General features: G+C 40.1%; 19 protein-coding genes. 11 read left to right on the forward strand and 8 right to left on the reverse strand.

Going from position 1 to position 21,588, the window contains the following annotated elements:
* Positions 1-40 precede the first annotated feature (40 nt).
* Complete coding sequence (locus CKW03_RS14960) at positions 41-901, forward strand: N-acetylglucosamine kinase (protein WP_093098321.1); 861 nt, start codon at positions 41-43, stop codon at positions 899-901.
* Positions 902-972: 71 nt separating this feature from the next.
* Here CKW03_RS14960 and CKW03_RS14965 read toward each other — a convergent pair whose 3' ends face one another.
* Both CKW03_RS14965 and CKW03_RS14970 read right to left on the reverse strand, forming a co-directional pair.
* Entirely contained in the window at positions 973-1,656 is a 684-nt protein-coding gene (locus tag CKW03_RS14965; protein ID WP_093098322.1) for a metal-dependent hydrolase, read from the reverse strand.
* A 9-nt stretch (positions 1,657-1,665) separates the two neighbouring features.
* Positions 1,666-1,980 carry a YbaB/EbfC family nucleoid-associated protein gene (locus CKW03_RS14970; RefSeq protein WP_093098324.1) on the reverse strand — a complete coding sequence of 105 codons (315 nt, stop codon included), beginning with the start codon at positions 1,978-1,980 and terminating at the stop codon, positions 1,666-1,668.
* Between the two features lie 110 nt (positions 1,981-2,090).
* Between CKW03_RS14970 and CKW03_RS14975 the strand changes: the two genes are divergently transcribed.
* On the forward strand, positions 2,091-2,582 hold the full coding sequence (locus CKW03_RS14975; RefSeq protein ID WP_093098325.1) for a hypothetical protein: 492 nt from the start codon (positions 2,091-2,093) through the stop codon (positions 2,580-2,582).
* A gap of 67 nt (positions 2,583-2,649) precedes the next feature.
* Here the strand turns inward: CKW03_RS14975 and CKW03_RS14980 are convergent, their stop codons facing one another.
* Positions 2,650-3,741 (reverse strand): DUF8457 domain-containing protein, encoded by a 1,092-nt coding sequence (locus tag CKW03_RS14980; protein ID WP_093098327.1) that lies wholly within the window; start codon positions 3,739-3,741, stop codon positions 2,650-2,652.
* A gap of 211 nt (positions 3,742-3,952) precedes the next feature.
* Between CKW03_RS14980 and CKW03_RS14985 the strand changes: the two genes are divergently transcribed.
* Positions 3,953-4,537: a thymidine kinase gene (locus CKW03_RS14985; protein WP_093098328.1), complete on the forward strand. Its 585-nt coding sequence runs from the start codon at positions 3,953-3,955 to the stop codon at positions 4,535-4,537.
* Positions 4,538-5,152: 615 nt separating this feature from the next.
* Here the strand turns inward: CKW03_RS14985 and CKW03_RS14990 are convergent.
* Together CKW03_RS14990 and CKW03_RS14995 are read right to left on the reverse strand one after the other, a co-directional pair.
* The gene (locus CKW03_RS14990) at positions 5,153-5,653 is read right to left on the reverse strand and encodes a glutathione peroxidase (protein ID WP_236736497.1); all 501 of its coding nucleotides are present in this window, start codon (positions 5,651-5,653) and stop codon (positions 5,153-5,155) included.
* A gap of 25 nt (positions 5,654-5,678) precedes the next feature.
* Positions 5,679-6,539 (reverse strand): N-acetylglucosamine kinase, encoded by an 861-nt coding sequence (locus CKW03_RS14995; protein WP_093098331.1) that lies wholly within the window; start codon positions 6,537-6,539, stop codon positions 5,679-5,681.
* A gap of 245 nt (positions 6,540-6,784) precedes the next feature.
* Here CKW03_RS14995 and CKW03_RS15000 point away from each other — a divergent pair, with 245 nt between their 5' ends.
* On the forward strand, positions 6,785-9,448 hold the full coding sequence (locus tag CKW03_RS15000) for a M14 family metallopeptidase (protein WP_093098333.1): 2,664 nt from the start codon (positions 6,785-6,787) through the stop codon (positions 9,446-9,448).
* 344 nt (positions 9,449-9,792) lie between these two features.
* On the opposite strand, the gene CKW03_RS15005 is transcribed toward CKW03_RS15000, so the two are convergent.
* Positions 9,793-10,800, reverse strand: coding sequence for a D-alanine--D-alanine ligase (locus tag CKW03_RS15005; RefSeq protein WP_093098334.1), 1,008 nt, complete (start codon positions 10,798-10,800; stop codon positions 9,793-9,795).
* Positions 10,801-10,941: 141 nt separating this feature from the next.
* On the opposite strand from CKW03_RS15005, the gene CKW03_RS15010 reads away from it, so the two are divergent.
* The 7 genes from CKW03_RS15010 (at position 10,942) to CKW03_RS15040 (ending at position 19,531) form a co-directional block, all read left to right on the forward strand.
* Positions 10,942-11,739: a PASTA domain-containing protein gene (locus CKW03_RS15010; protein WP_093098336.1), complete on the forward strand. Its 798-nt coding sequence runs from the start codon at positions 10,942-10,944 to the stop codon at positions 11,737-11,739.
* Position 11,740: 1 nt separating this feature from the next.
* Entirely contained in the window at positions 11,741-12,784 is a 1,044-nt protein-coding gene (gene mltG, locus CKW03_RS15015) for an endolytic transglycosylase MltG (protein ID WP_093098337.1), read from the forward strand.
* Position 12,785: 1 nt separating this feature from the next.
* Entirely contained in the window at positions 12,786-13,196 is a 411-nt protein-coding gene (locus tag CKW03_RS15020) for an acyl-CoA thioesterase (protein ID WP_093098506.1), read from the forward strand.
* Entirely contained in the window at positions 13,196-14,161 is a 966-nt protein-coding gene (locus CKW03_RS15025) for a YihY/virulence factor BrkB family protein (RefSeq protein ID WP_093098339.1), read from the forward strand. The genes CKW03_RS15020 and CKW03_RS15025 overlap by 1 nt, the downstream gene beginning before the upstream one ends.
* A gap of 87 nt (positions 14,162-14,248) precedes the next feature.
* Positions 14,249-16,408 (forward strand): ATP-binding response regulator, encoded by a 2,160-nt coding sequence (locus CKW03_RS15030; protein ID WP_093098340.1) that lies wholly within the window; start codon positions 14,249-14,251, stop codon positions 16,406-16,408.
* Positions 16,409-16,512: 104 nt separating this feature from the next.
* Positions 16,513-18,447 (forward strand): 30S ribosomal protein S1, encoded by a 1,935-nt coding sequence (rpsA, locus tag CKW03_RS15035; protein WP_093098342.1) that lies wholly within the window; start codon positions 16,513-16,515, stop codon positions 18,445-18,447.
* Positions 18,448-18,700: 253 nt separating this feature from the next.
* A complete protein-coding gene (locus tag CKW03_RS15040; RefSeq protein WP_093098344.1) occupies positions 18,701-19,531 on the forward strand; it encodes a sulfurtransferase in 831 nt (276 codons plus the stop codon).
* 160 nt (positions 19,532-19,691) lie between these two features.
* Here CKW03_RS15040 and CKW03_RS15045 read toward each other — a convergent pair whose 3' ends face one another.
* Both CKW03_RS15045 and hutG read right to left on the reverse strand, forming a co-directional pair.
* Positions 19,692-20,564 (reverse strand): pirin family protein, encoded by an 873-nt coding sequence (locus CKW03_RS15045; RefSeq protein ID WP_093098345.1) that lies wholly within the window; start codon positions 20,562-20,564, stop codon positions 19,692-19,694.
* A gap of 36 nt (positions 20,565-20,600) precedes the next feature.
* Positions 20,601-21,584, reverse strand: coding sequence for a formimidoylglutamase (gene hutG / locus CKW03_RS15050; protein ID WP_093098347.1), 984 nt, complete (start codon positions 21,582-21,584; stop codon positions 20,601-20,603).
* Between the last annotated feature and the right edge of the window lie 4 nt (positions 21,585-21,588).

A 21,588-nucleotide genomic window follows, 5' to 3' on the forward strand; every position in this document is an offset into this window, starting at 1 on the left:
AACGAAAAAACAAGTTACTTTAAAACTAAATTTATAAATAATGATAATAATTGCAGATGGAGGGTCTACAAAAACAAACTGGTGTTTGCTAGATGATAACAACAAGAAGATTTACTTCAACACCGAGGGTTATAACCCATATTTTGTAGATAGCGAATACATTATTGCATCCCTTAAAAAAGGACTACCTCAAGATATTCCATTTGATAAGATCAGCGAGGTAAATTATTATGGTGCTGGTGTACACAACGAGGAGAAGGCAAAAATTGTCGAAGATGCTATTCAAGCGGTATTCCCAAATTCTAAAGTTGAAGTTGGACATGACCTATTAGCTGCTGCACGTGCATTATTAGGTACGGAGGCTGGTTTTGCTGCAATCCTTGGAACAGGTACCAATACTTGTATATACGACGGAAAAGACATTACTCATAATATTGATTCTGCTGCTTACATCCTTGGTGATGAAGGATCTGGTAGCTTCATCGGTAAAAAACTTTTGGTAGATTTTATCAGAGGTTTAATGCCTAAAGATGTTGCTGAAGTGTTCTTTAACACTTACAAACTTACACCTGATGAAATCATGGACAACGTGTACACTAAACCTTTAGCAAACCGTTTCTGTGCTAGCTTCAGCAAATTTGTTTACGACAATAACGTAAACATCGAGTATACTCGCAAAATCGTTGATGATGCTTTCGAAGCTTTCTTCAACAACCTAGTGAGCAAATACCCTGACTACCAATCTTACACTTTCAACTGTATCGGTTCTGTGGGTTACAACTTCAGAAACGTATTGGAAGATAAAGCTGCTCAATATGGAATGAAAGTTGGAAAAATCTTACGTTCCCCTATTGACGATTTGGTACAATTCCACATCAACAGATCAAAAAGCGTTGCTTAATCATTAGCAGCCTGAACATAAAAAAAGCCCAATTGCTATCAAACAATTGGGCTTTTCTTTTTATCAATCTTTTACAGCTCTACCGAATCGCCGATTTTTGGCAATGCCAAGTAAACCTCTGATTCATTGAACTTCTTCTTTGCTTCTTCATGGTTGATCTTGATCGGAGGAAAGGAATCATAATGTATTCCGATTACATTATTGCAATTCACAAACTCAGCTGCAATGACAGCATCATCCACATCCATTGTGTAATGACCTCCGATAGGCAATAATGCCCAATCTATCTTATAACGTTCCAACAATTTCATTTCCATCGTCAAAGCAGTATCCCCAGCAAAATATATCGTCTTATCTTTCAAAAAGAACACATAACCCACAGGAAATCCTGCATAAGCACCGTTTGGGGTACTATTGCTGTGCGCCGCATACACCATCTTTACCTTAGCAAATGGCAAGTCCAAAGTTCCACCCAAGTTAAATTCGATGACCTTATCATCAGGTACTCCTTGTTTCCTGACCCAATCTGCCGTTTCCACAATGGTTGCCACCGTGGCACCACTCTGTTGTTGGATACTGAACATGTCGGCCACATGATCCTGATGGCCATGGCTTAAAAAAATATAATCAGGCTTGATCTTGCTGATATCGACATCTTTGGCCAATGGATTATAACTGATGAAAGGATCCATCAATACCTTGGTCCCATCAAAATCAAACTCTACACATGATTGTCCGTAATATGTTGCTTTCATTTTCTTCTATTATTTACCAAATAAGTTGCCTAATCCTCCCAATCCACCTAATAGATCCTGGGAAGCTGCTTGCATTTCAGTTTGACTGATACTTTCAGCCTGAACCAATGCCTTGTTTAAGGCAACAACCAATAGCTCTTCTATCTCCTCTTTATCCGCATCCTTAAAGAAATCTGGGTCAATTTGAATTTCCTTGATTTCCTTATTCGCCGTTGAAATTACGCGAACCTTTCCCCCTTCAGCCTCTCCTGATACCGAAATATGATCCAATCTAGCTTTGATCTCCTGTGCTTTCTGCTGTGCTTCAAATAACTTGTCAAACATAAATACTCCTTAATTTTTAAACCCCAAATTACAAATTATTTATGAATCTCGACAATTGCTTGGGTCTTTTGAACAGCTTGTTTACCTTTGTAGGATAATTGTCTATCATAATGATTCAACTAAAACACTATACAGCTATAGCAAACGAATTACAAGAGTCTGAACCCGAAAAATTCGAATTACTGGAGGAAGAAATCAACATCATTATCCATAAATTAAAATTTATCCATATTGAAAACCGACCTATGGTTGAAATCGTGGACCTTTCCAACCCTACAGCTGACCCAACCTACATCGAAGAAATCAGTGAAATTGCCGGAGCGCAGAACAACCCTCTGGTAAAAGAGCCTGAAAACACCGAAATCCTGATCTTTATCAACGATAACCCTGCATTCCTAGGAACACTCCCAGATTTACTGAACGATCAATACAACGACTATAAAGCCGTTAAAAACAACAATATTTTTATCGTTCAAAAACCTGAATTCGCAAAACACAAAGAAGACTTTTTATTGGACACCGAAATATTCGCGGAAATCATCCAATCAAAATATTTTGTATATGGACATGAAGGCAAGCATTGGATCAAATTTGATCTTTAACCTTCGCCTTGAACCAAAAAAAGGTCGCTTCTTTATCGGAAGCGACCTTTTTTTATTCGTATAGAAATTAAATGTATTTCTTTCTTAAGATAGCGTAAAGCTTATCTACGGTCTGTGGTTTCGACGCCCAATTATTTTTCAAGGAATAGTTCGATTGCAAGAAGGCATCCGCTTCCGCGAAATTGTCAAATCTATTGAGCAATTCAATAGCTTCCGAATAAGCCAAGCTATATCCATTGAACAGATCTTTAATGAACAATAGCTTATCATTTAAGCTAACCGCAACTTTCAGGTCACCGATTTTTTCTGTAGATCTATCCTGTGAAGTGTTGAATTGGTTGGCATTGGTCAAACCTGCTCTTTTTTGCTGTTGGATCAACTCATTCAAGGTCAATGGTCGACTAGGTTTAACCTCTGCTTGTTTAGCCAGATCGTTCAGTGAAACAACCTCTTCTGGTTTTTCCTCTTTAATCTCGACCTGCTTTTCTTCAATAACCACTTCGTTCACCGTCGGCTCAACTTCCGTTTTCTGCTCCACATTCTTCTTGTCTTCTTCAGCTTCATCAGCAGAAGCAACTGAGGTATAACCCGAAGATGCTGTATGAACAGGGTTAGATGAGATATTAAAATCTTTGAAATCCGAAACTTCTTCAACAGGTTCGGCATCCTGCTTCTCCTCTTCCCTAGTCTCTTCCTCTTGTGGCTCTTCTACCAATTCCTCTTTCTCCTCTTCCACTATCGCCTGGTTTTCTTCGTTGGAAACCTCGCCATAGTTGGTCGATTCTGGTGCTTCTTCATCGTATTCTTCGACAAAAGGTTTCTTTTCGGTCACTGGCTCTACGGCTTCCACTTCTTGGATCTCTTCCTCTACAGGTTGCTCATCAGCTTCATGCGCTTCATGTTCAACTGCAGGTGTAAAGCTACTCTCTTCAGCTTGTACCGCTACTGCTGCTGCCGAAGTCAATAAATGCGTAGGTTGAGTCTGAAGTGATGCTAAAGCTTCGATATGTGCAGCCAAATATTTGGCCTGAGCAGCCAACAATAAAATATCAGCTTTTTTGCTCGCTAGATTGTTCTTGTCCAGTCCTGCATAATGCTCATTGATTTCTACCAAAAGATCCCCAATTTTCCCTAAAATATCCTGATCTGAATAAGCCATGTTTTATGTGTATAGATTGAAATTAATTCTAATATTAAATGATCAATAAAAAAATAAACAAACTGATTGACACCTCGTTTACGCTTTTATCCTATCTCCTTAAACCAAAAATAAGATTAAATTTCGATATTCGTAAGCTATATTAGCTAAGAATTTCATATTATATGAAACTTCTGAAATCAGGTTTTTAGTATAAAGTTTTATCAAAATGATGTTGTTTTCTGAGCATAATTTCCCCCACAGAAGAGGTCCTATTGGAAGTATCGAAGTGATCTGCGGGTCTATGTTTTCTGGAAAAACCGAAGAACTGATCCGTAGGATGAAAAGGGCACAATTTGCCAAACTTCCTGTAGAGATTTTCAAACCTGAAATCGATGTGCGCTATGGCCTGAATGAGGTTGTTTCCCATGACAGTAATTCCATCCCTTCTACCCCAGTTTCACATTCATCCGCCATATTGCTATTGAGTGCTGACACCAAAGTAGTAGGAATTGATGAAGCCCAATTTTTCGACGAGGAACTTCCTAATGTCTGCGTTGAACTAGCCAATCGCGGCATCCGCGTCATCGTTGCTGGCCTAGATATGGATTACTTAGGAAAACCCTTCGGACCGATACCTAGCCTAATGGCCATCGCAGAAGACGTCACTAAAGTCCATGCAGTCTGTGTAAAATGCGGTGCTCCAGCCAACTATTCCTACCGTTTACAGCAAAATGAATCCCGAGTCCTTCTTGGCGAAAAAGAAAGCTACGAACCTAGATGTAGAGCTTGCTATTTTGGCTTGGATAGACAGTAAATAGTCCGTAGGAGCGTATTCAATACGCCTACCATCCTGGATAAATTTAGCTGAATGAAATACCGCAAGTAATCTTGGTCCATCCTCCAATCCTCGGTGGGCAATGTCATTAAGTTAAGGTTTTTTGTGCTGAGGTTCATCCGAAGCATCTCGAAGTGCGAACCTTCAAACTCAACGACGCCCTTTATTGAAATGGCGAACAGTTCTTCAATCTTCGATTGAAGATGACATAGCCTTTAGGAGGAGAATCGTACAGATTCTTCACTATTCGTTCAGAATTGGAAATGAATTAAGAAGGGATTTTCAGAAAAATATTTCACCCACGCTGTGGGTTATCCGTCAAGCGATTTGATTTTCTACAAAGATTTCACCCCTTCCAGGGGTTCCCAATTTATACAAACAACCATTCTTCCGAAGGAAGTCCTTTAGCCTCCGGCTCATTTCCTTGGCGGAAAAATGGAAAGAATGCCGTTGACTTGCGCGATGGGATTGCTCGGTGGGGGAGCGGAGCCGAACCCTCATCCTGCAAATGCATCTGGCAGGCGTATTCAATACGCCTACAAAATGGTCTCCTAGACTAAAAACAAAAAGACGCTCTCTGGCGTCTTTTTGTTTTTATAAGATTTGCGATGTTATCACCTTATCAAGCGGTGTAACTTTTGAACGATATCGATGTGCTAACTTGCCATCTTTATCGATCAGGAATTTCTCGAAGTTCCAATTGATATCACCTTTGAAATCTGGATTATCGGTTTCTGTTAGGTATTTGAAAAGGGCAGTTTGTTTATCGCCTTTGACATCTACCTTTTCCGAAAGGATAAAGTTCACACCGAAATTCTTTTCACAGAACTCAGCGATCTTTTTATTGTCTCCGTATTCCTGATTTCCAAAATTGTCTGAAGGGAAACCGATCACTACCAATTTGTCTCCATATTGCTCATGTAGTTCCTGTAGCTCTTTATATTGCTTGGTGAACCCACATTTGGACGCTGTGTTGACGATCAAAAGTTGTTTTCCTTTGAAATCAGCTAGATCCACTTTCTTTCCATCAATGGATGTGAAAGAATAGTCATATACGGTAGGCTGTTGGAACAGCATGGTATAAAACATTATCATGGCCATTATCATAATCTATATATTTTTAAAGTTGAACATTCAGCTCTCTGTCCACCACATAATGGAACAGCTCTTCAATTGGGCTACTCAATATCTTGCCCACACGTACACCATGCAAAGAACATACCTCTCTTAAGTGAATATCAAAATAATAGGCTATTCTTCCCACAAAATGACATTCATATTCCCAAAAGTTCGGATAGGTCATGATATTGGTCCGAACAAACTCGTCAAAACCATTTCTCAAAAGATTATCTATATAGGGATGTTGTCTGTTCTGTCCCATAAATTCCGCAAACGATGCGAGGTAGGCATTCGGCCTGTCCCTTTGGTAGACGTTTTTGATAATGATATCCTTGGTAATAGGATGTGACTCCTTGAAGGTCCTTGCCAAATCCCTAGGCATGGTCTCATAGAGATAGGCAGTTATCAATTGTTTGCCAAACCAGGCACCTGAACCCTCGTCCCCAAGCACATAGCCATTGCCATGCAGACTTGCTGACAATTTTTCACCATCATAAAAACTGATATCAGAACCAGTTCCTAAGTTGGAGATCAACCCTTTTCCGGCACCAAAGGTGGCATAAGCAGATCCTAACAGATCGCTTTCAACAGAAATAAAGGAAGATGGAAAAATTTGGGTCAAGGCATTGGATACTAATTCACGGCGGTCAGGAGTGGAACATCCCGCTCCGAAAAAATAGACCTCATGAACCTCTTTTATATATGGGATAATTTCGGGAACCTCCGTCAAAATGGCTGCAATTTCCTTCTCGCTAACGAAAAAAGGATTTAAGCCTTTGGTACTGAATCGTAATGGTTTGCTATCTGGAAGATGAAGCATCCAATCTGATCGTGAGGATCCGCTATCTGCAACTAAAATCATATGCTACTAAATGTCATCATCTCAAATATACAAATTCCAAGAGAATAAAAATCGTTTTGTCGATTTAAACAAAAACGAAAATTCGGTTTCAAAACCCTCCCCCTTCCCATATTCCTAGTCTTCATTTATTGCCGAAGCACCTGTCTGTAATATTCTTGTGAAGGTCCAGCTTTAGCTGTATCTTTCTCCTATGAATCTGCAAGCGATTCTTATCTTTAACCAATAAATTATTACCTAATAGAATTATGAAGAACTCAATTAACCTTATTCGGTTACTGTTGTTTTCATTTGCTTTTATTCAAACAGTGTTTGCCCAACAAATCACTAGCCCGAAGGAGCATTTTGGATTCAATATTGGCGATGATTACCAATTGGCAACATTCACCGAAACTGAACAGTATTTCAAGAAATTAGACCAGCAATCCGATCGCTTGCTCTATACCGTCATTGGGAAGACCGAAGAAGGTAGAGATCAATGTATGTTGATCATCAGTTCTCCTGAAAACTTAAAAAACCTGGAAGAATTCAAGAACATTTCGACTAAATTGGCTCATGCTGACCTATCCGAAGCGGAAGCGCGTGACTTGGCTCAAAAGGGTAAGAGCATTGTCTGGATTGATGGCGGCCTACACTCCAACGAAGTAGTCGGAACGCACCAATTGATCCAAACGGCTTATCTATTGGCATCATCCAATGATCTTGAAACCAAGAAAATCTTGGAAAATAGCATTGTCTTAATGGTACATGCCAACCCTGACGGGCAAGAGTTGATCTCCAATTGGTACATGCGTGAAAAAACGCCAAATAAAAGATCAGGAAACTATGTTCCTGTCCTTTATCAGAAATACGCAGGCCATGATAACAACCGCGATTTTTTCATGCTGAACCTGAAGGAATCCCAAAATATGGCAAGACAGCTATTTGTTGAATGGATTCCACAGATCATGTACAACCACCATCAAACAGCCCCTGCCGGTGCTGTAGTGGCTGGTGCGCCATATCGCGATCCGTTCAACTATGTTTTCGACCCAATCTTGATGTCTGGCATCGATGCTTTAGGAGCAGCTATGTCTTCAAGGTTGAATGCAGAAGGCAAACCTGGCTATACGGCTAAGGATGGTTCGGTATTCTCTACTTGGTATAACGGTGGATTGAGAACGACCACTTATTTCCACAATATGATGGGCCTATTGACTGAAATGATCGGTAATCCTACTCCATTTGAAATCCCGCTAGTTCCTAACCGACTGATCCCAAACAATGATACTCAAAACCCAGTGATTCCACAGGTATGGCATTTCCAACAGTCTATTGATTATTCTGTTTCCTTGAACTATGCCGTATTGAACTATGCGAGTCGCTATAAGGATGAGGTCTTGTACAACATGTTCAGAATGGGCAAGAATTCCATCGAGCGTGGATCCAAAGATTTTTGGCCTTTATCTCCAAGCAAGGTTGCTGTCATTGATACAGCTTTCCAGCAAGCCAAGAGAAAAGACCCAAAAATCGAGAACAACCGAGAAGCTGAAAGGAAGCTATTGGGCAGTCTTTTCGACAACAAATCACTTCGTGACCCAAGGGGATTTATTATCCCTGCCGACCAAGCTGATTTTGTAAAAGCTACCGATTTCGTGAATGCATTGATCCAAAATGGAATCGACATCCAACAGGCCAATGCAGACTTTACCGTAAATGGCAAGAAATACGTTAAGGGTTCTTATATCATCAAGACCGATCAAGCATTCCGTCCTCATATCTTGGACATGTTTGAGCCCCAGGATCACCCAGATGATTTCCAATACCCAGGAGGCCCTCCTATCCCACCATACGATGCTGCCGGATGGACATTGGCTTACCTGATGGACGTGAAGTTTGACCGTATCTTAGATGACTTCAACGGTCCTTTCCAAGACTTGACGAATGGAAAAGTGATCCAGTTGGCTGAAGTGGCTAAACCAAAAGGCAAGTATTTAAGGCTTCCAGCGACCATCAACGAATCATTCCGCGTAAGCAATGATTTGTTAAAACAAGGCAAGAATGTATGGCGTGATGAATCCAATGGCGATATCTATGTAGAAAACAATGCGAATGTTAAATTGATCTTTGCTGCAGAAGCTAGTAATAGCTTGCCAAAACAAAGCAAAAAAATCAAAACTTTGCGTATTGCACTTTGGGATACCTATGGCGGAAGTATGCCATCAGGATGGTTAAGGTTCTTAATGGAGAAATACCATTATAACTTTGATGTCATCTATGCACCAGATATCGACAAGGGTAATCTGAATGCAAAATATGATATCATTATCTTTCCTGGAAACTCCATTCCAAGGTTCAACAGCAATGCCAATGCATCATCCTATTATGGTCGCATGCCTGCAGAAGCCCCAGAAAACATCCCTTCTCCTTACAAAGAGAGATGGGGCCGCTTAACTGAGCAGAAGTCCATTCCAGTATTGAAAGCATTCTTGGAAAATGGCGGTAAAATCGTGACCATAGGAAGCAGCTCTGATTTAGCAGAACATTTAGAATTAGGGGTAGAAAACCATTTGGTAGACGCCCAACACAAAGCCCTGAAGAGAACAGACTTCTATACGCCAGGTTCAGTTTTGACCGCAAAAGTTGCAAAAGGAATTGCCAGTACTTGGGGATATAATGATCAAATTGATCTTTATTACAGCAATGACAACCTGTACAGAATCACGAATAACAACATCAAACCATTGATGTGGTTTGATTCCGAAAAAGTGTTAAAGAGTGGTTGGTCATGGGGACAGAAGTATTTGAAAGATGGTGTTATTGCATTTGAAGCGCCAGTAGGCAAAGGCAAATTGGTATCATTTGGGAATGATATTAATTTCCGTGCGCAGACTCATGGAACTTTCAAGTTATTGTTCAACCAATTGCAGTAATTAAAATCAACATAAATTTTAAGGCCATATCTCTACGGATATGGCCTTTTCTTTTTCTTTGTAACAAAACCTCATGGAGTGAACCTAAATAGATATGCTGTTAACCCATAGACCTGATTCGGGACACATTCCGAATTTTCGCAAAATGATCCATTCAAACCTGCTACTATCTTCGAAGCATTCTCGAACATGGCTCGAATGAAACCAAAAGCAAACTAATTGTTGCAAATGCAAACCGTAAAGAAAAGCGAAAAGAAATCAGGGATAAAAATTAGCTGAGGAGGGGAATCAATAAAGAACGGCAAAGAAAATTACCTCTTTGCCGTACTTCTATTAAGAATATTTTAAATGTCGTTTTTAGCGGCTTCGATCAATTCTGTATAGAATGCAGTTTCAGTACGGCCAGCTGCACGGACCTGTTGGGGTATAAAACTTTGAGCCGTTTGTCCGGGAATGGTGTTGATCTCAATGAAGTAGAATTTATCCGTGTCATTTTGGATAAAGAAATCCACACGGACCATACCTTTGCAATTTAAGCGGACATAAACCTCACGGATAATGGCATCCGCCCTGTCTTTCTGTTCTTGGTTCAGGTCGGCTGGAGTAATCTCCTGAGTCAGTCCAGGTGTATATTTTGCTTCAAAGTCAAAGAATTCCCTCGTTGTGATTACTTCTGTTGCAGGAAGTACTTGAAGCTCGCCTTTGGAATCCCTAAAGATCCCTTGGGAGAATTCCCGCCCTTTCACAAACTCTTCTACCAATACTTGCATACCGGTCCCTTCTGCATCGTAAGCTTCATCTAAGGCTTTAGGAAGTTCTTCCCAGGTATTAACCTTGTTCATACCGATGCTGCTACCACCTGCATTTGGTTTTACAAATAAGGGTAGCGTTAATTTTTCTTTGACCAGATCAAATGCTTTGGGTCTGTCGATATCAAATAAAAGAACTGATTTTGCGACGTTCAATTCCGGGATGTCCTGGATAATAGCCTTGGTATAGCCCTTGTTCATGGTCAAGGATGACGTCAAAGCGCCACAAGAAGTATAAGACAATCCGATCATATCCAAATAGCCTTGCAACCTGCCATCTTCACCTGGCGTACCATGTAAAATAATAAAGGCAACATCAAAACGCAGCTTTTCATTATTGATGTTCAAGGAGAAATCTTGACGGTCAATTTCGTGTTTTTGGCCGTTTTCATCTGTATAAGCCCAACTTTCCAATGTAATATCAATTAGATACACATCGTATTTTTCCTTATCAATTTTGGAGTAAACAAATGCCGAACTTTTATAAGAAATTTCAGCCTCTCCAGTGTAACCACCCGTAATTAATGCTACTTTAGTTTTCATATGTAATAATCGAGAAGCAAATATAATTTGAGATACGAGGAAAAACGAATATTTTTGCCTTTATATTAGCAGTATTTGCGTGAAATTGTAAAATTGGAATTAATATTGTTAATAGGATAATCAAAAAAAACTCATTAATAGATGTCGAAGTTCTTTTTATACTTGAGAACGAGTGCTTTCAGGAAAAACTTAATTGCAGGGCTCATTTTCATTGTCATTCTTTTTATTTTAGTTTATTTCGGATTAAAGATCTACACTAAGCACGGTGATTCTCAAGAAGTTCCTCTATTGAAAGGCTTGAACATCAGTGAAGCTTTGAACGTATTGGACAAGGCCGGGTTAGAGGTTGAGATCGATTCGATCTACCAAATGGATGCAAAACCAGGCTTGGTAATCGACCAAGATCCTGACCCTAAGAGCCATGTGAAAGGTGGTCGTACGATTTATTTGACCATCATTACCCAATCCGCACCTGAAATTGCATTCCCAGAAGTAATTGATAAGACTTTTATCGAGGCATCTGCCATTTTGAAGAACCATTCTTTAAAGATTGCTGATACCGTTTATAGAAATGATATCGCCAGAGATGTGGTATTGGACGTAAAATTTGCCGGTCAACCGATCCGTCCGGGACGTATGGTTCCGAAAGGTTCTAAAATCAGCTTGATTTTAGGAAATGGCCGTGGAGATGATGAGGTTGAAATCCCAGTTTTGATTGGATTGAACTTGACAGAAGCAAAATTTGCTTTGGCTGGAAAAGGATTGACCTTAGGTTCGGTTTCCTTCGATGGCAACTCCAATGATACCCTAGGTTCTGTGGTAGTCAAACAAAACCCAGACACCAGTGCTAAGATTATTTCAATTGGTAATGCTATCCATGTTACTTTAGGAAAACCGGCAGAACCAGCTCCAACAACGACTACTCCACTAAACCCATAACATGGCTGAGAACAGAAAAAAAAGAAAAGGATTAGGGATTGTACTTATCATTATCTTATTGATAGTTCTGGTAGGTGCATGGATAGGATACCAAGCCTTTATGGCACCAAGTATTGCCACGGATGAGGAATACTTCTATGTAAAAACCGATGAGCCCTATGCGAGTGTTATCTCGAGGATTGAGTCGGAAGGTATTGTCAAAAACCCAACCTATTTCAATTATGTAGCAAAGGCCATGGATTTGGAGAGCAGCGGCATTAAAGCGGGACGCTATAAACTTTCTCAGGACATGAGCAATCGCCGATTGATCGGGAACTTACGTGGTGGTTATCAGGACGCTGTGAAATTCAGGTTCCAGAATGTACGCTTGAGACAGGATTTTGCAGGTTTATTGGGCAGAGACTTTGAAGCAGATTCACTGACTTTCATTAACCTTTTGAATGATGAGAAATTGGCTGAGAAATATGGCTTCAACAAAGAGAATTTCTTCAGCATGTTCGTTCCAAATACGTATGAAATCTATTGGAATACCAAGCCTGAAGAAATCATTGATCGTTTTTCAAAGGAATATGAGAAATTTTGGAATGCAGAACGCAGAGCCAAGGCAGATTCATTAGGAATGACGATCCAAGAGGTGAGCACCTTGGCCTCCATCGTGAAGGGAGAAGCCTTGCACGTGGATGAAATGCCAAAAATTGCCGGTCTATATATCAACAGATTGAAGAAAGGAATGCTTTTGCAAGCAGATCCAACGGTGATCTTTGCCAATAACGACTTCACGATCCGTAGGGTGCTGAACAGACATTTGACCATTGACAATCCATATAATACTTACCGATTTAAGGGATTGCCTCCGGGACCGATCATGATGCCAAGCATTGCTTCTATTGATGCGGTATTGAATTATGATCAGCATCCATACATCTATATGTGTGCTAAAGATGATTTTTCAGGGTACCATTTGTATGCAGAAACGGTTGCTGAGCACTTGATCAATGCGCGTAAATTCCAAAAAGCACTTGACGCAAGAAATATCAAGAAATAATATGTTTCATTACCAGCATCAGATCAGGGTTCGTTACGCGGAGACAGACAATATGGGTTATGTCTATTATGGGAACTATGCGACTTATTACGAAGTTGCCCGTACTGAAATGTTAAGGAGCACGGGGATTTCCTATAAGCAACTAGAGGAAATGGGTGTGATGTTGCCTGTGATCGAATTGAGCTGCAAATTTAATAAGGCGGCGAAATATGATGATTTAGTAACCATAAATATTTATATTAGAGAAAAACCAGGAATAAGGATTAAATTTGAATATGAGCTGTTTAATGAATCTGGAGAGTTGTTGAATACAGGCTCTACCCAACTGGTATTTGTGGACATGGAAAGAAACAGACCCTGCAAACCTCCTCAGATTTTCATAGATAAGATGGCTCCATTTTTTGGAGAATAATGAAAAAAATTCACCAGCATCTTCTGTACGTCAAACCTTATGACAGATTTATCGAGTGGACCAAATCTGCGACCTTACCGGGGTTTGGCAAATTACCACTCTATACGGTCATGGTATTTTTCTTTCAGGAGATCGCCCGTGAGTCCATTATCAACAAAGCCTCTTCCCTAGCCTACAATTTTATGTTGGCTGTATTTCCTGGAATCATTTTCCTATTTACGCTGATCCCCTATATACCTGTTGACAATTTCCAGGAACAATTGATGGAATTGATCCAGTTGGCCCTGCCCAACAGCGCTTTTGAAATCTTGGAGACGACCTTGGAGGATATCATCAAGCGACAGAACGGAGGATTGCTTTCGGCCGGTTTTGTGCTCTGTACATTCTTTGCGACCAATGGTATGACCACCTTGATGATGAGCTTCAATAAAGCATCTTTATCCAAAGAGTCGAGAACTTGGTTTCAAAGAAGAGTGGTGGCTCTAGCCCTTTCCCTTGCCATCGTTTTGGCATTGGCCGTGGGAATCGCACTTTATGCGGGGTCAAACTACTTGATAAATTACTTGAAGACACATATTGATTACGATCTGAAATGGTTCTGGGCATTTGCGATCAAGCTAGCCCAATGGATCATTTTGTTTGGTATCTATTTTTTTACAGTGAGCCTTATCTATAAGTTTGGGCCAAGCTCCACAAAAAAATGGAAGCTATTTACACCTGGTGCTACTTTGGCAACTTTATTGGCCATGTTGTCCTTTTCATTTTTCACCTTTTATATCAATAATTTTGGCGCCTATAACAAATTATACGGTTCCATCGGCACATTGATCGTGGTGATGATCTGGATGTACATCAACGCCCTTATCCTGATAATTGGCTTCGAATTAAATGCGAGCATCGCGCTCTCAAAACAGAGTATTAAAATTGTTAAACCGAGGGTGTACAACTCGTTTAAACCAAACTAAATTTAATTTATTATAAATTTATTATTATTGTAATCGTATTGTGGAATTTGTTAGCGCGAATTACCAATTATACCGAGATATTTACCGATGGAAGACAAGGATTTACAAAAGCGGAACAAGCGGAACCAGAACGTAAGGAATATCCTGTTGAGTTCAATAATTTTATTGTTCATCACTTTTGTTATTTTTTTTATTTTTTCCTATATCCAGTATAAGAGTATTCAGAACAAAATCCAGAACATTTATACTTCGGTAAACAGTGACCAGAATAATTTCTCAGAATTATTGACCATATTCAGTGAGGCAGAGGATCATTTTAGGGTGTTCTCCATTACCTATAATATCCAAGATTACAATTCATATCGCTCCAAACTGATCACTTTAAAATCAGCGGTCGATTCCTTGATCAAAGTGCGGAATGCAGAATCCCAAACCTTCAGCGACAAGAATTATAAAGGGCGCAAATTGGAGGACCTCTTGCCTAAATACAGCCAATTGAATTCTAAATTGGACTCTATTTTGGTGGCCTCTGAAACCTTGAAGACCTTTAACATCCAAGCAAACAATGAAACGAACATCACGCTTCCGAAAGCAAAGGAACCCGCAGCCATCGTTCCGAATGAACCAAAGAAGGTCGTAGTCAAGAAGAAATCCTTGCTCAAGCGGATCTTCCAAAAGGGGGATGATACCATTACGGTTGAAACCGGTGTTCCTACCCATACCCAACAAGTAACTGAGCAAAATGCAAACCTGAAAAACATCATCAGGCAAGGAAATACTCAAGCGGAGAACAGGTTAAAAGAACTGAAGCAGACCCTGACCGATATCCGTAAAAATGAAAGATCATTACTGGCAGATAACTTTACCCTGCTCCACAGTGCCAACCAACTGATCCGCATCATTCATGAAGAGCGTATCCAGATCCAAAGAGATAAAACAGACCATGAACTGAGCATCTTGATCGCAAGAACAGATACCTTTAAATGGCAGATCATAATTTCCCTGACCTTTGTTTTCATCGTGATCTGTATCTTGGTATACTACCAATTCTTTACGAACTATTATGAGCGCAAATTATTGGATGAGCGTGTATATGCTTCGAAATTAGCCGAGCAAAAAACGGATATCCTAGCAGAGATTACCCATGAGATCCGAACGCCAATTAATTCCTTGATTGGGATCGTGGACTTATTGAAGAGCCGCAAGGACCTTTACCAAGCCAATGATATCCATCTATTGGAATCAGCTTATACTAATATTACAGCGACTTCAAAAACCATCAATGATATCCTGAACTTGAGCAAAATAGATCAACAGAACAATATTGAAGCAATCCACTTTGACTTTGTTGACCTATTGATTGATGTTGTGGAAACGCACCGCAACCATGCTGAGATGAAAGGGATAGAATTGGCCTATGAGGTTGACAAGGATCAACCGACGGTGATTTTCTCAGATGAATTTAAGGTGCGTCAGATCATGAGCAACTTAGTGAGCAATGCGATCAAATATTCGAATGCCGGAAAGGTGGTGGCAAGTGCCATCGTTGACGATCAAAGCAACCTTATCTTTAAGGTATCGGATCAGGGGCAAGGAATTCCAGATGCATTGAAGAAGAACATATTCAAGAAATATTATACGGTCAATAAATCGAATAAGGTTGAAGGCGGTGTTGGATTGGGTCTATATATAACCAAGAATATCGTCAGTACCTTGAAGGGTAAGATCAACTTTAAAACCAATGCTGGCCAAGGCACGACCTTTAAGGTAGAAATCCCAATTCCTAAGCCTAAATTCCGTCGGAAGACCTCGATGAATATCCAGAAGATCAGTGATTTTTCAAAGGATTTAAGTTGGTTGATCGTGGATGATAACGCCCTGAATTTGCTGTATTTGAAGCAGTTTTTCTCGTTACATACCCATGTCAAGACAGCGACGAACGGAAAAGAGGCTTTGGAGATATTGAGCAGGTTTCCGATTGACGTTGTTGTTACCGACATCAACATGCCGATCATGACGGGCGACGAATTATTGGCGACCGTGAGGGACAACCCTGCTTACAACTCGGTTAAAATAATAGCCACATCTTCTGATAATGAACAAGTTAAGAAGCTGGAAAAAGAGCGTCAGGTTTTATTTGACGGGATTTTGATCAAGCCATTTAATGAGCGGAAACTGACAGAAGTGATCGTAAAAACGATCTATCCTATCTTTGAGGACAGCGACGAGTTACGTCAAGAATCCTAAACATTTTAAACTTTTTAAACTTTTTTACATCTAAACTCTTGTAAATAAAAGTTTTTCGTATCTTTGCAATCCCTACATTGTAGGGAAAAGGAGATTATTAATTAATGGCAAAAAAACAAGAAGCAGAAAAAGAGTTAGCGGCGAAAAACGCAGAGCTACAAGGTGCTGACACAAAAGTTGTGAAGGACACTGAAAAGATTGAGTCTGAGGCAGATTCAAATTTAATCGATGAGATTAAATCAAACACTTGGAGTACTCCATCAGGAGACTTCGACTGGGATCTTGATGAAAAAGCTTTTGGTAACTACAGTGATGCAGAACGTACTAAACTAGAAGAGCAGTACGCTGGCACATTCAACCAAATCAATCAAGGTGAGATTATTGAAGGTATCGTGGTATCGATCAATAACAAAGATGTTGTTTTAAACATCGGTTTCAAATCAGACGGTCTAGTAGCATTATCTGAGTTCCGTGACTTACCTGACTTAAAAATCGGTGATACGGTTGATGTATTTGTTGAATCGCAAGAGGATGCAAATGGTCAATTAGTATTATCACGCAAACGTGCTAAAACACAAAAATCTTGGGAAGAGATCAACGAGGCTTTGGAGAACGACAAAGTTATCGATGGTTTTGTTAAATCACGTACTAAAGGTGGTTTAATTGTAGACATCAAAGGTGTTGAGGCTTTCTTACCAGGATCTCAAATTGATATCAAACCTATCCGTGACTATGATGTTTACGTAGGTAAAACTATGGAATTCAAAGTTGTTAAGATCAACCATGAATTCAAAAACGTTGTTGTTTCCCACAAAGTATTGATCGAAGACGATTTGGAAAACCAAAAATCAGAGATCGTTGCGAAATTGGAAAAAGGACAAGTATTGGAAGGTACTGTTAAAAATATCACTGACTTCGGTGTGTTCATCGACTTGGGTGGTGTTGACGGATTACTTCACATTACTGACATCTCTTGGGGCCGTATCGAGCATCCAAAAGAGGTATTGGCATTAGACCAAACGATCAACGTTGTAGTTCTTGACTTTGATGACGAGAAAAAACGTATCGCATTAGGTTTGAAACAACTTTCAGAGCACCCTTGGGAATCTTTAGACAAGAACTTAGAAATCGGTTCTAAAGTTAAAGGTAAGATCGTTACTGTAGCTGACTACGGTGCATTCTTAGAAATCATCCCAGGAGTAGAAGGATTAATCCACGTTTCTGAAATGTCTTGGTCTCAAAACTTACGTTCTCCACAAGAGTTCTTGAAAGTAGGTGACGAAATCGAAGCTGAAATCTTGACTTTAGACCGTGAAGAGCGCAAAATGAGCTTAGGTATCAAACAATTGACTCCAGATCCTTGGCAAAACATCACTGAACGTTACCCAGTTGGTTCAAAACAATCAGCAGTTGTTAAGAACATGACTAACTTCGGTGTATTCGTTGAGTTAGAAGACGGAATCGACGGTTTAATTCACATTTCTGACCTTTCATGGTCTAAGAAAGTTAACCACCCTAACGAATTCACTAAAGTTGGTGAAAGATTAGACGTTGTGGTATTAGAATTAGACGAAGAAAACCGCAAGCTTTCATTAGGTCACAAACAATTAGAGGAAAACCCTTGGGATACTTTCGAAACAATCTTCACTGAAGGTTCAGTTCACGAAGGTACTGTAATCAAAGTTGGTGACAAAGGTGATATCGTTGCTTTACAATACGGTGTTGAAGGATTCTGCCCTAACAAACACTCTGTAAAAGAAGACGGATCAGCATTGAAAGTAGACGAAGTTGCTGAGTTCAAAATCATCGAATTCAACAAAGAAAACAAACGTCTAGTGATTTCTCACTCTCGTATTTGGGAAGATGCTAAAGCTGAAGCTCGTATCGAAGAGTTCAACGCTCGTAAAAAAGAAGCTAAAACTGCTAACGCAGCAGTGAAAAAAGTTAAAGATTCAGTTGAGAAATCAACTCTAGGTGATCTTGACGTATTAGCTCAATTGAAAGAGCAAATGGAAGACAACGAGAAAAAATCTAAATAATTTTAGATTTCTCTAAATACTTCGAAGCCCCGATTGCAAAATCGGGGCTTTATTTTTTTTAGACATGAGATGGGAGATATGAGATGTGAGAATATTATTTTTTGAATGTAGAATAAGGGATTTAGGTAGTGAGATGAGTGATTGTAAAAGATTAGATATAGATGTTCAAAGTCTTATTACATTTTGCATATCTTTAACTTGAGAAGTTTAATATCTCAATACTCATATCTAAAATCTCATATCTAAAAAACCCATGAGAACAGCAGCGCTAATCAGTACCGACGAGGCCCTCAAATTGATCAATGAGGAGCATGCCTTAGTTTTGGATGCCACTATCGATAAGGTCAACCAGAAGATAGACAACACGAATTTGGAACTGTTGCCAAACAGTTTGTTTTTGGATATAGAAGGTTCTTTTTCGGATCACCATAGCCCCTATCCGCATACGATGCTTTCGGCTCAGCAATTCAGCAAGGAAGCACAAAAATTGGGCATCAACCAAGATTCTACCTTGATTATCTATGATCGTTGGGGTGTCTATTCCAGCCCAAGGGCATGGTGGATGTTCAGGTATATGGGATTGGACAAGGTTTATGTGCTTAATGGTGGTCTGCCGGCTTGGAAAGCTGCAGGTTTGCCCATCGATAAGCAGTTCGCCGAAGCTGCCAGCTTAGGCAACTTCAAGGCAAAGCCCAATTATGAATGGTTTATCACGAAGGAGGAACTGGTAGAGCGCCTTGGTGATGACGATATCAGCATTACCGATGCTAGATCTTCTGGACGGTTCCATGGCACTGCTCCTGAACCTAGACCGGGTCTGCGATCAGGACATATCCCAGGATCAAAGAACCTACCCTTTGATCAGGTACTGGATGGCATTCAATATCAGGACAAGGAAGAACTGGAACGTTTGTTTGAGGGTAAGATCGATAGCGCAAAGCAAAATATATTTACCTGCGGTTCGGGGGTTTCTGCAGCAATCATAGCATTGGCTGCCTATGAACTTGGAAATGACTATGTAACTATTTTTGATGGCTCCTGGAGTGAATGGGGAGCAGATGAGAATACTTTAGTGAGTAAATAATAATTAGATATTAGTATCTAGTATTTAGTATTTAGACTTTTCTGCAAGCTGTATAAGGAATTTTAAATATTCAACTTCCTTTTTATTAAAGATAATATAGCCTTTGCTATTCTTTCAATCGCTGTCTAACTACTAAATACTAACTACTAAATACTTAATACTATCTTACTGGAAGCGGCACATAGCCGTCATCGCCTGGTACTTTGGGGAATTCATGGTTGATCCATTTTTCTTTGGCTTCATCGATTGTACTTTTATCGCTGGCTACAAAGTTCCAAGAGATAAAACGTTCTTCTGGGAAGGGTTCTCCTCCGAATATATAGACGGTTGTTCCGGCTTTCATTTCAAAGGTACATAGATGTGCGTCTAAGGTTATCAAGATCTGCTTTGGACCGTAGTTAAAGCCATTGCTATCAACCTCTCCTTCTAGGATATACAGACCGCTTTCGCCGTACAACTCTCCTCTAATATCTATTAAGGCATCTTTCTCGGCTTTAACTTCAATCATGTAAAGTTTGCTGTAAACAGGGACTGGCGATTTCTTACCGAAGGCTTCACCAGCGATCAGTTTGTAGGCAACATCGCCATCTTTCCAAGTGGGTATTTCATTGGCTTCAGTATGGTGGAATTCAGGTTCCATAAACTCTAGGTCTTTTGGTAGTGCTACCCAGATCTGCAAGCCATGGAGATATTTATCCTTTTGGCGAAGGTATTCGGGTGTTCTTTCGGAATGGACTACACCCTTCCCTGCCGTCATCCAGTTGACTGCACCGGGTTTGATTTCCATGGCAGTACCTAGACTATCACGATGAAAGATCGAACCATCAAACAGATAGGTCAAGGTAGACAAACCTATATGAGGATGGGGTCCAACATCCAAATTCTCATGGTCTGCTAAACAAGCAGGGCCCATATGATCTATAAACACAAAAGGGCCAATGGAACGTTTCTGACGGAAAGGCAATAACCTGCCTACCATAAAGTTTCCGATGTTGGCTGCTGTTTCTTCTCTGATGAAATCAATATTTGACATGTGTCTCCTGTTTTTATGTTTCTTTAAAGTTACATATTATCGCTTATTATTCACTAGGCGAAAAATGAGATCAGCGGCCAACTTTGTCGTCCTATTGTCAATATCATAAAGGGGATTAATTTCTGCGAAGTCTATGCATTTGAGATTTGGGAGATTCATTATGCTTTTGAATATTTGCTGAAAGCCATGGTCAGGAACAATTCCATTGAACGCTAGCGCACTCACTCCAGGCGCATAGGATGCAGCAAAAACATCCATATCCACTGTAAGGTAGATTGCGTCCGTCTGTTCGGCAAAGGATTGTATCTGTGCAATGACCTTATCGATATTTCCTGGAAAGATTTCTTCTCGTTTGATAACCTGTACGCCTTTTTCTTTTGCATAGTTGAACAAGGCTTGGGTATTGCTGATATCTTGGATACCTATGGCTAGGTAACTAGGTTCGAAGCCTTCTTTTGCAGCATCTTGAAAAATCTGATAGAATCCAGTTCCTGAATTCCCTTGATTATTCGCTAAATTCCGTATATCAAAGTGTGCATCCAGATTGATCACGCCGAGCTTTTTAGATTTACTATGGGCTTTCAGTCCATTAAAATGACCATATGTCACTTCATGACCACCTCCTAAGACAATGGGGAAACCGCCATGATCAAGGATCTGGGCTACTCTTTTGCCGAGTTCATTTTGTGCAGCTTCCATATCTTCAGCAATGCAGATTACATCGCCAGCATCGGCTAATTTAACTTCAGCTTGCAAATGGTTTGGGAGTCCTGCGAGTACCTTGCGTAAAGCCGCCGGTGCATCCTTCGCTCCTATTCGTCCTTGATTTCGCTTAACTCCTTCATCACAACAGAATCCCAAGAACACAATCTGCTTTTCAAGAGAAGGAAGATCAGTGTCTAAGTCAATGCAGGTCATCAATTGATGCCAACGAAGAAATTCAGGAGTTTCGCCATCGATTCGGCCAGTCCATATCTGTTTTTCAGAAGGCTTGTAAAAAACATTACCTAGTGCTTCCATAGCA

Source organism: Sphingobacterium mizutaii (assembly GCF_900187125.1).
Taxonomy (GTDB): Bacteria; Bacteroidota; Bacteroidia; order Sphingobacteriales; family Sphingobacteriaceae; genus Sphingobacterium; species Sphingobacterium mizutaii.

Excerpts from the sequence above, each read along its gene's own strand:
- CKW03_RS14985 (WP_093098328.1), top strand. The coding sequence starts at position 3,953 with ATGTTGTTTTCTGAGCATAATTTCCCCCACAGAAGAGGTCCTATTGGA.
- CKW03_RS15030 (WP_093098340.1), top strand. The coding sequence starts at position 14,249 with ATGGAAGACAAGGATTTACAAAAGCGGAACAAGCGGAACCAGAACGTA.
- CKW03_RS14960 (WP_093098321.1), top strand. The coding sequence starts at position 41 with ATGATAATAATTGCAGATGGAGGGTCTACAAAAACAAACTGGTGTTTG.
- CKW03_RS14965 (WP_093098322.1), bottom strand. The coding sequence starts at position 1,656 with ATGAAAGCAACATATTACGGACAATCATGTGTAGAGTTTGATTTTGAT.
- CKW03_RS14970 (WP_093098324.1), bottom strand. The coding sequence starts at position 1,980 with ATGTTTGACAAGTTATTTGAAGCACAGCAGAAAGCACAGGAGATCAAA.
- rpsA (WP_093098342.1), top strand. The coding sequence starts at position 16,513 with ATGGCAAAAAAACAAGAAGCAGAAAAAGAGTTAGCGGCGAAAAACGCA.
- mltG (WP_093098337.1), top strand. The coding sequence starts at position 11,741 with ATGGCTGAGAACAGAAAAAAAAGAAAAGGATTAGGGATTGTACTTATC.
- CKW03_RS15045 (WP_093098345.1), bottom strand. The coding sequence starts at position 20,564 with ATGTCAAATATTGATTTCATCAGAGAAGAAACAGCAGCCAACATCGGA.
- CKW03_RS15040 (WP_093098344.1), top strand. The coding sequence starts at position 18,701 with ATGAGAACAGCAGCGCTAATCAGTACCGACGAGGCCCTCAAATTGATC.
- CKW03_RS14980 (WP_093098327.1), bottom strand. The coding sequence starts at position 3,741 with ATGGCTTATTCAGATCAGGATATTTTAGGGAAAATTGGGGATCTTTTG.
- hutG (WP_093098347.1), bottom strand. The coding sequence starts at position 21,584 with ATGGAAGCACTAGGTAATGTTTTTTACAAGCCTTCTGAAAAACAGATA.
- CKW03_RS15010 (WP_093098336.1), top strand. The coding sequence starts at position 10,942 with ATGTCGAAGTTCTTTTTATACTTGAGAACGAGTGCTTTCAGGAAAAAC.
- CKW03_RS15005 (WP_093098334.1), bottom strand. The coding sequence starts at position 10,800 with ATGAAAACTAAAGTAGCATTAATTACGGGTGGTTACACTGGAGAGGCT.
- CKW03_RS15000 (WP_093098333.1), top strand. The coding sequence starts at position 6,785 with ATGAAGAACTCAATTAACCTTATTCGGTTACTGTTGTTTTCATTTGCT.
- CKW03_RS14990 (WP_236736497.1), bottom strand. The coding sequence starts at position 5,653 with ATGATAATGTTTTATACCATGCTGTTCCAACAGCCTACCGTATATGAC.
- CKW03_RS15025 (WP_093098339.1), top strand. The coding sequence starts at position 13,196 with ATGAAAAAAATTCACCAGCATCTTCTGTACGTCAAACCTTATGACAGA.
- CKW03_RS15020 (WP_093098506.1), top strand. The coding sequence starts at position 12,786 with ATGTTTCATTACCAGCATCAGATCAGGGTTCGTTACGCGGAGACAGAC.
- CKW03_RS14975 (WP_093098325.1), top strand. The coding sequence starts at position 2,091 with ATGATTCAACTAAAACACTATACAGCTATAGCAAACGAATTACAAGAG.
- CKW03_RS14995 (WP_093098331.1), bottom strand. The coding sequence starts at position 6,539 with ATGATTTTAGTTGCAGATAGCGGATCCTCACGATCAGATTGGATGCTT.